Source organism: Streptomyces sp. NPDC107522 (assembly GCF_055657525.1).
This window is the reverse complement of the sequence record NZ_JBVKAU010000025.1, coordinates 1-15,682: the sequence shown is the minus strand read 5'-3', so window position 1 is coordinate 15,682 and position 15,682 is coordinate 1. Positions and strand designations below refer to the sequence as shown.

11 protein-coding genes and 5 pseudogenes are annotated in these 15,682 nt (G+C 68.5%); 8 read left to right on the top strand and 8 right to left on the bottom strand.

Features of this window, described 5'->3' with window-relative positions:
- Positions 1–26: 26 nt before the first annotated feature.
- Positions 27–717, bottom strand: a pseudogene (locus ACZ7L6_RS40605) (transposase).
- Positions 718–1,071: 354 nt separating this feature from the next.
- Here ACZ7L6_RS40605 and ACZ7L6_RS40600 point away from each other — a divergent pair.
- Positions 1,072–1,362, top strand: coding sequence for a peptidoglycan-binding protein (locus ACZ7L6_RS40600; protein WP_217212939.1), 291 nt, complete (start codon positions 1,072–1,074; stop codon positions 1,360–1,362).
- 446 nt (positions 1,363–1,808) lie between these two features.
- Here the strand turns inward: ACZ7L6_RS40600 and ACZ7L6_RS40595 are convergent.
- A pseudogene (locus ACZ7L6_RS40595) lies at positions 1,809–2,257 on the bottom strand (helix-turn-helix domain-containing protein); the annotation flags it as partial.
- Positions 2,258–2,752: 495 nt separating this feature from the next.
- On the opposite strand from ACZ7L6_RS40595, the gene ACZ7L6_RS40590 reads away from it, so the two are divergent.
- The 3 genes from ACZ7L6_RS40590 (at position 2,753) to ACZ7L6_RS40580 (ending at position 6,252) form a co-directional block, all read left to right on the top strand.
- Entirely contained in the window at positions 2,753–2,995 is a 243-nt protein-coding gene (locus ACZ7L6_RS40590) for a hypothetical protein (protein WP_346184545.1), read from the top strand.
- 168 nt (positions 2,996–3,163) lie between these two features.
- Positions 3,164–5,131, top strand: coding sequence for a LodA/GoxA family CTQ-dependent oxidase (locus tag ACZ7L6_RS40585; RefSeq protein WP_471933056.1), 1,968 nt, complete (start codon positions 3,164–3,166; stop codon positions 5,129–5,131).
- A complete protein-coding gene (locus tag ACZ7L6_RS40580) occupies positions 5,128–6,252 on the top strand; it encodes an NAD(P)/FAD-dependent oxidoreductase (protein ID WP_471933054.1) in 1,125 nt (374 codons plus the stop codon). Before ACZ7L6_RS40585 ends, ACZ7L6_RS40580 begins: the two co-directional genes overlap by 4 nt.
- Positions 6,253–6,416: 164 nt before the next feature.
- Here ACZ7L6_RS40580 and ACZ7L6_RS40575 read toward each other — a convergent pair.
- Positions 6,417–6,677: pseudogene (locus tag ACZ7L6_RS40575) on the bottom strand (IS110 family transposase); the annotation flags it as partial.
- Between ACZ7L6_RS40575 and ACZ7L6_RS40570 the strand changes: the two are divergent.
- Positions 6,598–7,206, top strand: coding sequence for a DUF2625 family protein (locus ACZ7L6_RS40570; RefSeq protein ID WP_471933185.1), 609 nt, complete (start codon positions 6,598–6,600; stop codon positions 7,204–7,206). The pseudogene ACZ7L6_RS40575 and the gene ACZ7L6_RS40570 sit on opposite strands and share 80 nt — an antisense overlap.
- Before the next feature lie 6 nt (positions 7,207–7,212).
- Here ACZ7L6_RS40570 and ACZ7L6_RS40565 read toward each other — a convergent pair.
- Positions 7,213–8,013, bottom strand: a pseudogene (locus ACZ7L6_RS40565) (IS5 family transposase).
- A 637-nt stretch (positions 8,014–8,650) separates the two neighbouring features.
- Here ACZ7L6_RS40565 and ACZ7L6_RS40560 point away from each other — a divergent pair.
- Positions 8,651–8,917 (top strand): annotated as a pseudogene (locus tag ACZ7L6_RS40560) (IS5/IS1182 family transposase); the annotation flags it as partial.
- A gap of 73 nt (positions 8,918–8,990) precedes the next feature.
- On the opposite strand, the gene ACZ7L6_RS40555 reads toward ACZ7L6_RS40560, so the two are convergent.
- Entirely contained in the window at positions 8,991–9,542 is a 552-nt protein-coding gene (locus ACZ7L6_RS40555; protein ID WP_471933052.1) for a DinB family protein, read from the bottom strand.
- Between the two features lie 180 nt (positions 9,543–9,722).
- On the opposite strand from ACZ7L6_RS40555, the gene ACZ7L6_RS40550 reads away from it, so the two are divergent.
- Complete coding sequence (locus ACZ7L6_RS40550) at positions 9,723–10,106, top strand: hypothetical protein (RefSeq protein WP_471933050.1); 384 nt, start codon at positions 9,723–9,725, stop codon at positions 10,104–10,106.
- 280 nt (positions 10,107–10,386) lie between these two features.
- On the opposite strand, the gene ACZ7L6_RS40545 is transcribed toward ACZ7L6_RS40550, so the two are convergent.
- From ACZ7L6_RS40545 to ACZ7L6_RS40535, 3 genes are all read right to left on the bottom strand, one after another.
- Positions 10,387–11,007 carry a hypothetical protein gene (locus tag ACZ7L6_RS40545; protein WP_471933048.1) on the bottom strand — a complete coding sequence of 207 codons (621 nt, stop codon included), beginning with the start codon at positions 11,005–11,007 and terminating at the stop codon, positions 10,387–10,389.
- A gap of 283 nt (positions 11,008–11,290) precedes the next feature.
- Positions 11,291–11,953, bottom strand: a complete 663-nt coding sequence (locus tag ACZ7L6_RS40540) for a response regulator (protein WP_147977719.1) — start codon at positions 11,951–11,953, stop codon at positions 11,291–11,293.
- A complete protein-coding gene (locus tag ACZ7L6_RS40535; RefSeq protein ID WP_471933046.1) occupies positions 11,928–13,100 on the bottom strand; it encodes a sensor histidine kinase in 1,173 nt (390 codons plus the stop codon). Before ACZ7L6_RS40535 ends, ACZ7L6_RS40540 begins: the two co-directional genes overlap by 26 nt.
- Before the next feature lie 175 nt (positions 13,101–13,275).
- Here ACZ7L6_RS40535 and ACZ7L6_RS40530 point away from each other — a divergent pair, with 175 nt between their 5' ends.
- Positions 13,276–15,543 carry an MMPL family transporter gene (locus tag ACZ7L6_RS40530; RefSeq protein ID WP_471933044.1) on the top strand — a complete coding sequence of 756 codons (2,268 nt, stop codon included), beginning with the start codon at positions 13,276–13,278 and terminating at the stop codon, positions 15,541–15,543.
- The last annotated feature ends 139 nt before the right edge of the window (positions 15,544–15,682 follow it).

Here is a 15,682-nt window from a genome sequence, read left to right as displayed (position 1 = left end):
CCCGCAGAACAACGTAGGGAGCCTTGTCAGCGTTGCCGCTCCAGAATGAGGACGGCCGCGGAGATTGACGACATCCGATTCGGACTGCACCAGGACTTGCGGAAGATCCGCCACGACTTCAGCCGTGCGACACCAGGCTCGACCGGTGTCCGTGCTGCAGACAGCGCGCGGTTGACGGCTTGGTGGGTGGGAGTGAGGTCACGGCCCGACGGGCGTCCGAGGGTGTCGTCACCCACGGGCCGGCTCCGATGTAGGCGCGGTTGGCGAGGACGGGACGCCCTGGCGTTCGCAGATCCGGATGATCTGGTGGGTGCGGGCCGCAGTGAGATCGTGTGCGCGGCCGGGCAGCGTCGGCGAGATCCACAGCAGCCGCCCCGCCGGGTCGGTCACCACCTGCACGTTCACTCCGCGCCGGCGGTGCTTGTGGGAGTAGTCGGCGCGGCTGTCGCCGACCCGGTCGCACTCGGCAAGGGTGCCGTCGATCAGGACGTAGTCGGGGTCGGCTTCGCGCAGCGCGCGCAGCAGGCCGGGGGCACGGGCGGCGAGCAGGCCGATTACTGCGGCCGTGAAGGCGTGGGCGGTGCCGGTCGAGATACCGAAGCCGGCCGCAAGCTGCGCGAGAGTGACGTTCTGACGCAGGTACACCAGAGTGACCAGAGCACGCTGGTGCGGCGGGAGCTTGCAGCGGTGGTCACCCTCGCGGGTGACGATGAGCATGGTGACCCACTCGACCAGGGCATGAGGCAGGTCGAGTGCGGCACGAGGAGCCGGCAGACCGAGAGCTGCCTTGCGCAATGATCCTGAGCGTCGTTGAGCGCGTAGTGCTGCGTTCTGACGCCCAGAGCCTGGGTGGTGGCGTGCCTGCGTCGAGCATGGATGGCAATCGATGCCGCGCTCTGAACGGCTTTAACGTCCCGGGTCCTCGCCCCCCTCTGCCGTACGAGTAGCCCAGCTTGTCGGCCGAGCCGGATGCCGCGATAGCGATCCTCAGACATCCGTCAATCGCATGAACTTACCGAGTTGCAAAGCCGTGAGCATGTAGGCAATGGTGGACACGCCTAATGTGCAAGCATGAGTGCAGAAGACGGCTACGTTCCCTTCCCAGGTTCCGAGTGGTTCAAAAATGAGCCGAGCAGCCCGATCATCAGCATGATGGCAATGCGCCTGGTCGAAGAGGGATGCTCCGAATTTGGTCCGGCCGGCCCACCCTCGGCCCACCCTCTCAGCGGACGTCAGTGGACGACACACCACCGCGACTGCTACGCCAGGTGGCAGCGGAAGCTCGGGTACCAGGGTGCGGACGCGGACGGCTGGCCGGGAGCAAAGTCCTGGGCCAAGCTCCGGGTGCCCTATTCGGAGTGACGGGAACTCGACGTTCTGAGCTCCCGGAATGACTTCAAAACACGACGACGTGCTCCGACTCGGTCCGACCAGCACAGGCGGACGATAGCCCGCCGAGATCCGCCTTATAAGTTCGATCGGGAGATCGGTCCGCATGCATGGACCGCCGCAGCGACGTTGCCACCCCCACCATCGCCGCCCGGCTACGGGTGTGGAGCTCCGCCGGCTTGTCCTCGTGCCGGTGGCGATCGACGCGAAGGATCGCCGGTTTGTGAACCGTCGACCTCACGCTATCTGGCTTCGCCGTTGTGGCCTCAAAGCAGTAAGGACCTCGCGTCGTCGGTGCGCATACACCTTGCTGAATAAACTGTGCTTCGGGGCAAGTCGATCCCGGCAGCTGACCGCACCCGTGCGGGGAAGCCGGACCGACGTCAAGGGCGCCGGAGCACCTGTCAGGCCGTGCGCCTCAGGTCGTGCGCCCGGCCTGACAGAAGGGTGAGATCCACAGCAGCCGCCCCGCCGGGTCGGTCACCACCTGCACGTTCACCCCGTGTCGGCGGTGCTTGTGGGAGTAGTCGGCGCGGCTGTCGCCGACCCGGTCGCACTCGGCAAGGGTGCCGTCGATCAGGACGTAGTCGGGGTCGGCTTCGCGCAGCGCGCGCAGCAGGCCGGGGGCGCGGGCGGCGAGCAGGCCGATTACTGCGGCCGTGAAGGCGTGGGCGGTGCCGGTCGAGATACCGAAGCCGGCCGCAAGCTGCGCGAGAGTGACGTTCTGACGCAGGTACACCAGAGTGACCAGAGCACGCTGGTGCGGCGGGAGCTTGCAGCGGTGGTCACCCTCGCGGGTGACGATGAGCATGGTGACCCACTCGACCAGGGCATGAGGCAGGTCGAGTGCGGCAGGACAGAGAACCAACGAGGCTCTTGTGGTCGCGAGTTGAGACGTCGAACACCTCCCTCAACGGCACGGGAGCCTTGTCCGTTGGGGACGCCTACGCCGTCCCCCTCTACGGTCTTCGTATGAGCGACCCGAGCCCGGCTGGTGAACAATTGCAGACCCCTCGACTGTCATCGCCGCGTCCGACCGAAGCCCGACATCGCCACGATCTTTGCGATCCACCATGACCGCGAAACCTGCCTGCACAACCTTTCCGACACACTCACCCGGCTCGACGAGATGGGAACTGTATCGCCGCTGGGATGACCAGTGGCAGCGGTGCGGATAAGGATACTGGGTCGTCTGAGGCCACGACCCCGCCCGGCAACTGGGCTTCTGCGCGATCAAGCGATCGCTCCATAACACGACTGCGCCTCCCGGGAACCGGAGAACGGCAGTGTTAATTTGCCCAGAGCATGCAATTCGTCCCCTGTGTGGCGAACCGGGCATCGAAAATGAAGTGAGGTATCGGCGATGCTGGCCCGTGGATATGTTCTGTTCGAGGTGGAGCCGGCTAGTGGTGACGTCGCGCTCGAGCGCCTGACACATCACAGTCTTGGTGGCTGCAAGGTGTTGGCGAGTGGGATCTTCCCGGGGGAGATCATCGCCCACTTGGAGGCTGACGGGCTGGAGAATTTCAACGCGGCGTTGGTTGAGCTGCTGGGCGAAACCGGTGTGCGGCGAGCGACGACTCTCAGGATTACCACGACCCCATGACCGGGGGCGGCGATCGGTCACCGACTTGGCGAGAACCACCTCGAGCGCAGGCCACGCGAATTCCACCATCCGCTCAGCTCACCGCCGCCGTATGCCTGGCTTCGTCCGTAGGTTCGCTGTACCCCTTACGTTCTGCCCCGGTAACGCACGATGTCTACGGAGGTGGTTGTGGCTGGGAATGAGGCGACGTTCAAGATTCATCCTGCGATCGGAATCGCGCGGGTTGGCAACAGCCCGGAGTACTTCATCGGCCCGGAGGTGCCGGACCAGCCGGCCAGCCCCGAGGGCGGCTTCCGAGATGCCGAGGGCAGGCTCAAACGGCAGGCGGCGCACTTCCGCATCTACCAGTACGACAGCGGCGGCCAGGCGGTACGCGAAGTCGTTCCGGGCCGCGACGGCGTCAAGGACATCGTGTGGACGGTCCAGGTAGCCAACAAGAAGGCGGCTTGGTACCAGTTCCACCTGCCGCTGGACGTACCGGACGGCAGACGGCTCAAGCGCCGGCAGTACGGTCGCCGCAACGCCGATGTTCAGGACCGTAGCAAGCTGGTGAACATGCCCGCGCCACAAAGCGTGTCAGTGGCGCAGCAGCAGACCGCGCAGGTCCTGGGACAGATCATGGGGGATAAGACGCACCTGGGGGACCTGCGCGGTGTAAAGGGCGGATCACTGCTGTTCCTCGGCGGGATGGGGGAGTGCGGCTCATGGGAGGGCAAGCCCATTACCGGATTCGCCAACAACGACACCTGGTATGACGACATCTCCGACGGGCCGGTTACCGCGGAAGTCATCCTGGACAATGGCCAGGCGATCGAAGCGGCGGGCGCCTGGGTGGTCGTGGGGCCTCCGCACTACGCGCCTGCGGTGAAGACCGTGCGCACCTTGTATGACCTGCTCCACGACGTCTTCGTCAACAACGGCACGCTTCCCTTCCCTACCGACATCACCTACGGGGACCACATCGAGCCGATCCTGGCCCGCTTCTGCAATCTGCAGTGGGTCAATCGAGGTTTCGCTGCCCAGTTCGGGTGGGGCGGGCCGCACTATTTCCTGGACGAGAAGATGCGCGCCCGTCTGTCCGATCCATCCGAGCGCAATGAGGAACTCCGCACGCAGGTCTACAACACGATGCGCGACTACGAGCGTGACGGGCGATCCCCTACGCCCTGGCCGTGGATCTACGGTGACGGCATGGCCGTACCGCCACGATCGGACCTCCAGCACCTGGCGCTCTCCGAGACCCAGAACCGGATGATGCGACAGTGGGCTCTGGGCGACTTCACGGCTGGCACCAAGAAGACCATCACCAAGCTCGAGGATGCGCCCGTCGCCTCGCAGCCGGGCCTGCTGGACCGCGCCGCGCTGGAAAACTCTGCTGCCGATGCCTTCCACCCTGGCTGCGAAGTCACCTGGCCGATTCGACACGACACCATGTACAGCGAACCGTTCCGCATTCGCCACCGCACAGCGCAGGATCCGCCGGAACCGGACTACGGGGACCACCTCACCCCCGATATCGCGCTGTCCGCGCGCGGTCCGCTCTACGCACAGGGGCCCGGGGACCTGACGCGGTGGATGGCGGCCCCTTGGCAGACCGACACCGCAAGCTGCCGCTCCGGCTACGAGCTCCAAAACAACATCGACGCCCGCTACAGCCCCTACCTGCCGACCTTCTGGCCGGCCCACGTTCCCAACCACGTACTGAAGGCAGCCGACTTCGAGAAGGTCAACGCGGCTGGCAGCGACGAGGAGCGGGCGGACGCCTTCGAGCGCCGTGCGGTCTGGTTGCGCGGGCTGACCGCCACGGACAAAACGCAACAGCTGCAGCAGATGACGAAGCTGTGGTGGAAATTCGGGATCATCGAGGAACGCGAATACACCGTCGGCGACGGCAAGTTCCCCGACTCCATTCTGGTCGAGTCCCCTCCGCAGCCGCCGCTGCAGGAGGCTCATGACGACAACAACCTGGTGAACGTACACGTGCCGCAGCTGGGAGCACCAGAGATCTCCGACGCCGCGGCGGAGGCAGCGATGGATCGGGCCGTCACGACAGCAATCGAGGGCACCAGCTACACGCCGGAGCAGGTCTCGGTGGGCTATCTGGAGAAGCTCGACCCCTTCCACGAGTGGCAATGAGCGGCGACCGCTACGACGTCGTCGTCGCCGGAGGCGGGCCGGCCGGGTCCATTGCGGCCTTCGCACTGGTCCGCAGCGGGCACCGCGTCCTGCTCGCTGACGCGGGAACCGGCCCGCCCAAGATCGGCGAATGCCTGGTCTCCGTGGCCGCGCTGCTGCTCGAGGACCTCGGCATCCATGACCAGATCCTTGGTAGCGGCCATCTGCCCAGCTACGGCACCCTCTCCTCCTGGGGCGGGCCCGACCTCCGCACGGTCGATTCCTTGCGTGACCCCTACGGGCATGGCTGGCACCTGGACCGGGCACTGTTCGATCATCGGCTGCGCGCCGCAGCCCAGACGGCGGGAGCCGAGCTCGCCGAGCACACTGCCGTGCGTGCCCCGCTGCGCGCCCCCGAGGGGTGGCACATTCAGCTCCGGGGACCCACCAGTGTCCGCGCTGTGCGGACCACTTGGCTGGTTGACGCCACAGGCCGCACCGCGGCACTGGCGATCCGCCTGGGCGCTCGCCGCCTCACCAATGACCGCCTTTTGGCCACGCACCTCACCCTGGGCCCCGCATCCGGTGTGCCTGACACCCGTTCCCTTGTAGAAGCCGACCGGGACGGCTGGTGGTATACGACTCTGCTGCCCTCACACCATCGCATGGTCGTCTTCTTCACCGACGCCGACCTGCCCGGCACACAGCCGGGCACCGCGGAGACGTTCCACCGACGAGCACTGCGCACTCGCCACGTGAGTGCCCATGCACACGGGCACGAGCTGCTTGCTGACAGCGCGCCGCAGCGGGCGCCCGCGTACAGTGCCCGCCTTGACCGCCTGTACGGCGAGGGCTGGATCGCCGTGGGCGACGCAGCCGCCGCCTTCGATCCGCTGTCCTCGCAGGGCATCCTGACCGCACTGGTGACGGGGCTGAACGCCGCACGCGCGCTGATCGCGCGCATGCGCGGTGACATGACGGCGTTGGACAGCTACGAGCATCGTGTGCACGCCGCTCACGCGGCATACCGCCGACACCACCACATCATCCACCGGCAGGAGACCCGTTGGAACAACCACCCGTTCTGGTCTCGCCGCTTCACCGACCCAACGCCCCATCATGTGTGGTCCCGGTCGGGCTAACCTTGATCTTGCATGAGGGCTCGTCAGTTTGCTGACCACGAGCCCCTCAAAGGGTTGGCAGGTGGCCGACGAGAACGATCACCTGCTGCCGCTGCCCGCAGCGCACGTCGCTGCAGGCGGACCGTGGTCGTCCGGGGCGGAAACGGCTTCGCACTGGGCAGCCGAACGGGCTGGCCGTGGGTGCCGAGGAGGCCGATCAGCAGGGCGGCGCCGCCACGATTGAGGTCGACGGCCCACAGCACGTCGTCGGATAGCGCCAGCACATCGGCGATCAGCGCCGGCAACTCGGTCTCACCGTTGAGGATTGGGCGGGACAGCAGTCTCTCGCCTCGTGCGTTGATCACCATGGTGTGGTGGTGCGTCTTGCCGATGCCCACCCCGGCCCAGATCTCGGGCACAGCCACCTCCGCCAGCTCGTCGTGCATCGATCCCGCAGACGACCTCACCGGCGTAGTCCTACAGCAGCGATCGAGTCGCGTCTCCCAGTTGGCGGTCGAGTCGTCGGGGGAGCCCAGGGCGGCTCCCACATGGTCGTCGGATGCAGGACTCGTGGTCGCGCACGATGTGCTGGGCGGGGTCTTCATGCTCAACGGGGGCAACCCCCGTGAGGCTGGTCGACCCGGCGAGCCGGGCGAGATCCTCTATTTCGCCCCGGATGCCCTTGGCTGGGAGGCTCTGGGCACCGGCCACTCAGCATGGCTGTCCTGGATCCTCTCCGGAGGGCTCCAGGAGTTCTATGAGAGCCTTCGGTGGGACGGCTGGCGCGACGAAGTCACTGTGCTGAATGGCCGCCAGGGGCTGTCATTCTTCCCGCCGTTGTGGTCGGCCGAGGCCCGCCAGGATCTGCTGGCGACCAGACGCCGTGTGGTGCCCATGGCCGAACTCCTGAGCCTGAGCCGCGACTCGTGCCTTCAGTTCGACGGCGCCGATCCGGGGTTTCTCGGAGCGGTATGAACTGGCTCACCCACCCAGACGCCGGTAGCAGATGAGGGTGGCGGCGATGCCGGCGAAGGCGAGGAAGTGTTCGGCCTTGCGCTCGTAGCAGCGGTGAAGACGGCGGCACCCGGCAAGCCAGGACACCGTCCGCTCCACGGTCCAGCGGTGGCGGCCCAGGCGCTGGGAGGGCTCGATGCCCTTGCGGGCGATGCGTGGGGTGGTTCCGGGAGCGCAGCCACTGCCGCACGTGGTCGTAGTCGTACCCCTTGTCGCCATGGAGTTTGGCGGGGCGCCGCCGACGCGGTCCGCGACGGGAGCGGACAGCCGGGATGCCGCGCACAAGGGGTTTGATTCCCTGGCTGTCGTGAGTGTTCGCGGCGGAGATTCCGATCGAGAGGGGTAGACCGGACGGCTCGGTGATCAAGTGGATCTTTGATCCCTTCTTGCCGCGATCTACGGGATTCGGACCCGTCAGGTCCCCCCTTTGAGGGCCCGCATGTTCACCGGGTCGATCGCACACCGCGACCAGTCCAACTCCCCGCGGGCGCCGAGCTCGTCCAGGCCCAGGCGGTGAAGCTTGCCCCACACCCTGGCCCGGCTCCACTCGGTGAACCGACGGTGTGCAGTCGGCCCGGACGGGCCGAAGACCGGCGGCACTTGCCGCCAGGTACAGCCCGTCGTGGCCACGAACACGATCGCCGCCAGCACTTCGCGATCACCATACCGCCGTCGACCACCGCCCTGCGGACGCACCCGAGCAGCCGGGACAACCCGCTGAAACAGTTCCCACAGCCCGTCCGAGCGCCTGCCCGAGATGGTGTTCACCGCCGCGGGCGCCTACACGGGCGTGGCCATCGACCAGGACGCCGTGAAGGCCGGTGACCTTCCCGGCGTCCTCATCGCCCCTGCCTGACCGTCTGCCGCACATGAGACCGGCCCCCACCCTGGTTGCAGGGTGGGGGCCAATGCTGTTGAGGCCGGAGGTGTTACTTCGCGGCGAGCTCGCAGATCACAGGCTGACCGCCGCCGATTGCCGTACGTGCAGGTGCCGCCGTCATCCATCCGCGTGTCCAGCCAGTACGCACGCCGACTCGGCGTCCACGGGGAGCCCTGCTGGGGATAGTTGAGCGCCCGGTCACACGGAGCCACCGCCGCCGACCTGCGGATTTCGGCGACTTGATCGGCTACATAACTGGCGGGACGCCACCGGCAGCTTGGACGGCAAGCTGTGTCCCGCCGTTTGCCGAACAGCTTCATCGTCCGTGCAGCGGAGGCCATGATGTCCTGGTATGAGACGCAGGGGCGCAGCCGAGGCCGGGGCGGGTGGGCAGGGGTCTATTTGCTGTTGGCGACCATCGGGCCGATCGCAGCACTTTTGCTGGCTTTGCGCTTTGATCTCGGTGTGGCAGAGACAGCGGTGACCGTTCTGCTCGGGCTGGCGCCCGCCTATCTCGCCTGGCAACGCGTTCCGTGCCGACCGAGCCGAGGCCGACCCCGTCGATGCCGACCGAGTAGTGGACGAGTTGGCGGTGGCGGTGAGGAGCCAGTGGGACAGAGGGGCCGCTGTGCGCCGGGTCAACGACCCCTCTACAAACGCCGCAACGAGGTCGAGCGAACGATCAACCGGCTCAAGAATCTGCGAGCCGTCGCCACCCGCTACGACAAGAGGGCCTACGTCTTCCACGGCACCGTGACCATCGCCGCGATCCGCTTATGGCTCTGGCCGTGATCGCTCGACAGAAATGACCCCTATTAGGGGTGAGGATGGTGGTCCTGGCTATCCGTCCGCGCCGTACGTCAGTTCACCTCGGCGGGTCCTCGCCCGTGAGCCCGTCGATGGATTCACGGATGAGGTCGGCGTGACCGGCGTGGCGGGCGTACTCCTCGATGAGGTCAAGGAGAATGCGGCGGAGGTTGGGGCGTTCGCCGCTACGGGTGGTGTAGGCGCCGAGTTGGTCCAGCCCGCCCGTGCTGACCGCCTCGTCGACGATGGCCCGGGAGCGGGCGACTGATTCCTGCCAGAGAGCGCGCAGTTGCTCGGGGGTGTCCTCCGCGGCGGAGCGGTAGTCCCAGTCGGGAGTGCTGTCCCAGTCGACGGTGTCCCAGGGAGCACCGACGGGGGAGCCGAGCCACAGCCGGGCGAAGTGACTGTCTTCTATGTGCGCCAGGTGCTTGAGGAGGCCGCCCAGAGTGATGGTGGACGTGCCGAGTGTGGCGCGAAGGCCGGAGGCGTCCAGGCCGGAGCATTTCCAGGCAAGGGTAGCCCGCTGCCGTTCGAGGGCGCCGAGGATGGCTGCTGCCTCGGTGCCGGCGAACGGAGGTTCCGGCCAAGCTTCGGTTTTGCTCTCAGTCATGGCCGCAGACCCTAGCGAACGGAGCTGACAGTGCAGCTGGTGAGCCGCAACGAACCGATCACCCCAGAACCACAAGATCCGCCGGACAGGCCGTAGCGCCGCGTCCGGCAACATTCGCCCCGTCTTGCCGGACGGGCGGCGGCAGGCAGTTGTCGGATGTGGTCCGCGTAGTCTCGCGGGGTGCATTCCCATCTGAATTTCGAGAACCCTCCGGCTCTGCCTCACGAGGTGGTCGTCGAGACGATGGAGCGGGCCCTGCGTGACCGCTCGGCGGAGGGCGAGGCGGCGGGCGTCCTGGTCGGGACTGCGTTGAATGACGACGACGCGGAGTTCGTCGAGTACTGGTGCGTGCAGGTCGGGACGCGGGCTGTGTCGGGCAGTCCTTTGCTCGGGCTGGCCGGTCTGTGCCTGGGGCACACCGCCCGACGCTTCGGGTGCCTCAGTGATGAAGCCCTCGCGCTGGTGCAGTCGCTGGCGATGCGGGCCGAGGCCGACCCGACGGATGTGGACGGACGGGCCGTCGACGGCTACGACGACGTCCGGAGCTTTCTCCACCTGTGGTGACGAGTCCTTGTTCGCCGGCGCACTCGTCGAGCTCCTCGAACGAGCGCGCGTTGAGTCCGCAGCTGTTGGGGAACGTCCGCGCGAGCCACCCAGCCCGCGCCCGCCGGCGTTGGTGCGCGGACCGCATGGCGCGTTCGATGACGTCCAGTTCGATGTCTGGGGCGGGGAACGTGCGAGCCGGGCGTACGGCGCGGTTGTTGAGGGGTGACCCCGGCTGCCCGTCTCGGGGGAAGAGTGGGCAGCCGGGGCCGGCCAGGGGGCACCTCGGCAGCAGCGAGGCTCAAGAGGGAGCCGACTCCTGCCGATTGCTCATGCCTGATGTGTGGTCAGCGGCTTTGTACGGGTCACGATTTAGAGCCGCGGGCGGCGTTGCGCAGAGTGCGCGGCGCCCTTTGCGAATGAGGTCGGAGACGGTGTCGCGTTGGCAGAGGTCGTTGCGGTGGCGGGGTTGGGTGATCCAGTACGTGCCGGGGGGTGTGGTGCGTTGGAGGGCGGGGACGCCGAGGTAGGTGCCGGTGGTCAGGAGTGGGGTGTCGTTGGCGCCCCGCCAGGGCTGGTTGTGTCTGTAGGCGATCAGGGCGTAGTAGGTGGGCCCGGTGGTGAGGTGGTCGTGGATGACCGGACCGTCGAGCGTGTGGCGCACCGTGTCTGCGACGAGGTCGGGGGTGTCACCGCCGGTGGTGGCGTGGATGAGAGTGCCGGGGATGCGGATGGCGGCGAAGCGGCGTCCCAGCGGAAGCAGGGCGACGCCCTGGTCGGTCCATTGTGCGCGTGCCCTCGTGGGTACATCGTGGGCAGTGGCTCGCCACTGCCGGATCACCTCGGGGGCGTCCGGTGCCCGGTTGTTGCGCAGCGGCAGGCGTGGCGGCCCGGCGAGCGGGGGATCGGCGTGGGCGTTCATATGGGTCTTCGGTGGGTGCGGGCACCGGTCAGAGCTAGGGCGCGTATCGAGTCGTGATCATCGGGTGGTCCTGGTGAGGTCTTTGATCCAGGTCATCGAGGCGTGCAGGTGAGACTGGCGAGGCAGCTGTCGGGAGTCTTGTCGTATCGGGTGTCTCACCGTCCCAGTTCCGGCCTCCTGGTACGTCACGCTCTAGGGCGGGTGAGGCATGTGGAGCCGACGTGAGCCGACCGGTGCACTGATGTCCGGGCGGGGACTCATGGGACATGGCCCGGCACCCGGCTCAGGTTCCGGGGAGGATACGGCGCGTTTCGTAGGCCCACATCGCGATCTCGACCCGGTTGCGGGCGCCGAGTTTGGCCATCAGGCTGGCCAGATGCGTCTTCACCGTGCTGAGGCTGATGTGCAGTGCATCGGCGATCTCGGTGTTGGTCAGCCCGCGGGCGACGGCGAGGAGCACCTGCTCCTCGCGGGCGGTGACGGGGGAGACCGGCTGGGCCGCGGGCCGGCCGGCGGGCAGGTCCGCGAATGCCTGGAGCAGGCGGACGGTGACGCTGGGCGCGATGAGCGCCTCACCGTCGGACGCCGACCGTACGGCCTGCGCCAGAAGGTCCGGTCCCGTGTCCTTGAGGAGGAATCCGCGGGCGCCGGCACGCAGTGAGCCGTAGACGTACTCGTCGAGGTCGAACGTGGTGATGACGACCACGGCCAGTGGGTCGGCGACGCCCGGACCGGCGACCAGCCGGGTGGCCTCGAGCCCGTCGAGCACGGGCATGCGGATGTCGAACAGGCAGACGTCGGGGCGTAGTTCGCGGGCCAGACGTACCGCTTCCCGCCCGTCGGCGGCCTCGCCGACCACCTCGATGCCGGGCTGGGCGTTCAGCATGATCCGCAGCCCGGTGCGGATGATCGTCTGGTCGTCAGCGACGAGGACGCGAATGGACACCGCTCTCGCTCCTCGCTCTCGGCAGTTCGGCTTCGACATGCCAGCCCCGGTCGGTACCCGGGCCGGCTCGTAGTGTGCCGCCGAGCAGGGTCGCGCGCTCGCGCAGTCCGGTAAGTCCGTATCCGTCGCGACCCCGGCCGGTGCGCCGGCCGTTGTCGCGCACGCTCACCCGTACCGTGTGCCGTTCCGCGGCGACCCGAACGACGAGCTCGGTCGCGTCGACCGCATGGCGCAGCGCGTTGGTCACCGACTCCTGCACGATCCGGTAGACGGCCGCGTCCACGGCCGGGGGCAGCGCGTCCAGTTCGCCGTCGAGCCCCAGGTCGACCCTGAGGCGACCACCCGGGGTGCGCACCAGGCGCTCCAGATCCGCGACTCCGGCAGGGGGCGCCAGCTCGGCGCCGACCCCGCGGTCGCGCAGCGCGGCGACCATGGCGCGCATTTCCTCCAGCGTGCGCGCCCCTTCCTCCTCGACCCCCTCCAGCGCCTGTACGGCGGCGGACGGGTCGGCGCCCGCGAGCACCCGACCCGCCTGGGCGATGATCACCATGGCCGACACGTGGTGGGCCACGGTGTCGTGCAGTTCCCGGGCGAGCTGCTCACGCTCGCGGGACCGCACCTGCTCCAACTGCCGCTCGCGAGCGGTCACCCGGAACCGCACGGCAGCCCCGACCACGCCGGGCAGCAGCAGGAAGACGAAGCCCACGACATTTTCGACGACCGGGGTCTCGTCCGTGACGGAACACAGCGCGCCGGCCGCGAGGATCACCGCGCCGCCCAGCACGATCTCGCGTCCCGATCCCCACCGGGGCAGCGCGTACACCAGCACGAGCACGACCGCGCCGCTGTACAGGCCGACGGGCTCGCGCGGAGCGGCGACGAGCGAGGCCACCTGAAGCAGGGCCACCGAGCCGAACGCCAGCGTCACCATCGCCAGCGGGCGGGTCCGGCGCCACAGGGTCAGCAGGCACAGCCATACGGCGAGCACCACCGCCACCGGCCGCCACACGACGGTCTCGCGCAGGGTGGCCTCCATCACCACACCGCCCAGGCCCGCGGCGAGCAGCGCCCAGTCCCGCCGCACCCGGGCGGGAGCGTCGGGCGGCCGGGGTTCGGTCCACAGGGTTCGCAGGTCGTCTCGGAGCACGGTTCTCAGCCTAGGGACCGAGCCGTGCCGCGCATCGGCCGAAAGGATGGGTCGTCACTCCGCCCCAGGGCCGACGGATCCGTGGCCCGCGAGCCGATGCCGCAGAGCGCCGTGGCGACGAACCTCGGCTTCGTCGGCCGTACAAGGACGGCCGACGAGGTGGTTGGAGGACCCGATGCTCTCGAAAGCCCTGTTGCGCTTGGGCGTAAGCGCCGCCCGCCATCCCTGGCGGGTGATCGCGGCATGGCTGATCGCCGTCACGCTCGCCGTCCTCGCCGCCGTCGCCTTCGGCGGGCGGAATGCGGATTCGATGACCGCTCCGGGACTGGACTCCCAGCGGGCCGCGGAACTGATCGAGCGGGCCGGCACCGGCCAGGAGGGGATGACCGCCCAAGTGGTCGTCACGCCCCTCGACGGCGCTGCGACGTTCTTCGACGACGACGGCGCGCGCACGGCTCTCACGCGGCTGCAGACCGAGGTGAAGCGGCTGCCGCACGTGCTCGGCACGAGCGACCCGGCGGGGGCACTCGACGCGGGCGGGGGCACCGCCGTGCGCGGCGGCCTTGTCTCGGCCGACGGGCGGATCGCGGTCGTCCGGGTGCAGTACCCCGACCAGAGCCGGCTGTCGGCCCAAGACCTCGACGCCCTAGTCGATCTCGGCGACCGGCTGCGCGCCGAACTGCCCCTGCGCATCGAGATGGGCGGGAACCTCTTCTACGCCTTCTCCGACCCCGACGGCGGCGTGAGCGAGTTGATCGGCCTCCTCGCCGCGGCCGCGATCCTGTTCCTGGCGTTCGGTTCGCTCGTCGCCGCCGCGCTGCCGATCGGCATGGCGGTCTTCGGGCTGACCGTCGGGGTTGCCACGATGACGGTACTGGCGGGCGTGACGGACGTCCCGACCTTCGCCCCTGTCCTGGGCAGCATGGTCGGGCTCGGAGTGGGCATCGACTACGCGCTGTTCGTGCTCGCCAGGCACCGGGAGTACCTCGCGCGCGGGCTCGATCCGCACGAGGCGGCGGGGCGAGCGGTGGCCACGGCGGGGCGGCCGGTGGTCTTCGCCGGCGGCACCGTCGTCGTGTCGATCCTCGGCCTGGCGGTCGCGAACGTGCCGTTCATGACGGTCGGCGGGCTCGCCGTCTCGATCGTCGTCCTGATTATGGTGCTCGCGTCGGTGACGCTGCTGCCGGCCTTCCTCGGCGCCGCCGGCCCACGCCTGGCCCGGGCCGGCCGGATCGGCCGGGCTCTGCAGACCGGGAAGCTGGGCCGACTCGCACGGCGGCGGGACACGGCAGGCGCCGCCCACGCCGCCGGGTGGCGTCGCTGGATCGGGCACGTCAGCCGGCACCCGGTGCTGTACGCGGTCGGCGCGGCGGCGCTGCTGCTGACCGCGACGCTGCCCGTGCTCGGCCTGCGCGTCGGCCTGCCCGACGACGGCTCACTGCCCCACAGCCGTACCGAGCGCCGGGCCTACGACCTCGTCGCCGAGGGGTTCGGCCCGGGCACCAACGGTCCCCTCGTCATCGCCGCGGACCCCACCGGTGATCCGGGAGTGCTGGACCGACTCGTCGAGGCGGTCGCGGCGGATCCGGGCATCGCATCCGTCGCGCCGACGCACATCGATCGGGCCACCGGCATCGCGACCCTCGTGGTGTTCCCGACCACCAGCCCTCAGGACAAGGCCACGGCCGACACCATCGCCAGGCTGCGCACCGACGTGCTGCCCACGGCGATCGGGCACGGCCCGGCCAGGGCCCACGTCGGCGGCGCCGCCGCGAGCCTGTCCGATGTGGGCCAACGCACCAGCCAACGCCTGCCGGTGTTCGTCGCCGCCGTGCTGGCGATGTCGTTCCTGCTGCTGACGCTGGTCTTCCGCTCGATACTCGTACCGCTCAAGGCGGTATTGCTGAATTTGCTGAGCATCGGCGCGGCCTACGGCATCATGGTCGCGGTCTTCCAGTGGGGCTGGGGAGGCGCACTCATCGGGCTGGAAGCGACGGTTCCGATCGTGTCGTTCATCCCGATGTTCCTCTTCGCCATCCTGTTCGGCCTGTCGATGGACTACGAGGTGTTCCTCCTCTCCCGCGTACGCGAGGAGTACCTGCGCACCGGCGACAACGGCACGGCGATCGTCGAGGGCGTCTCGCGCACCGCCCGGATCATCACTTCGGCCGCCCTCATCATGGTGGCGGTCTTCCTGTCCTTCGCCGTCGCCGACGACCCCTCCACCAAGATGTTCGGGCTCGGCCTGGCCACCGCGATCTTCATCGACGCCACGGTCGTACGCATGGTGCTGGTACCGGCGACCATGACACTCCTCGGCCGGACCAACTGGTGGCTGCCGAAGTGGCTGGACCGGATGCTTCCCCGCGGCCCGGTCGGCACCGACGACACCGACGCGGAATCCATGGGTGAGGCCTCGCGTCCACGGCTGGTTGACCGTTGACTCAACTCCTGCCCGCCCTTGGCGTCCGGCACCTCACCGCGTCACCTAGACGAGTAGTTCCGATGTGGCTCAGTGGTCGTAGGCGATCAGTGAGCGGGTGATGGGTGCGCCGATGGTGCGGTTGTGCCAGATCGCGCAG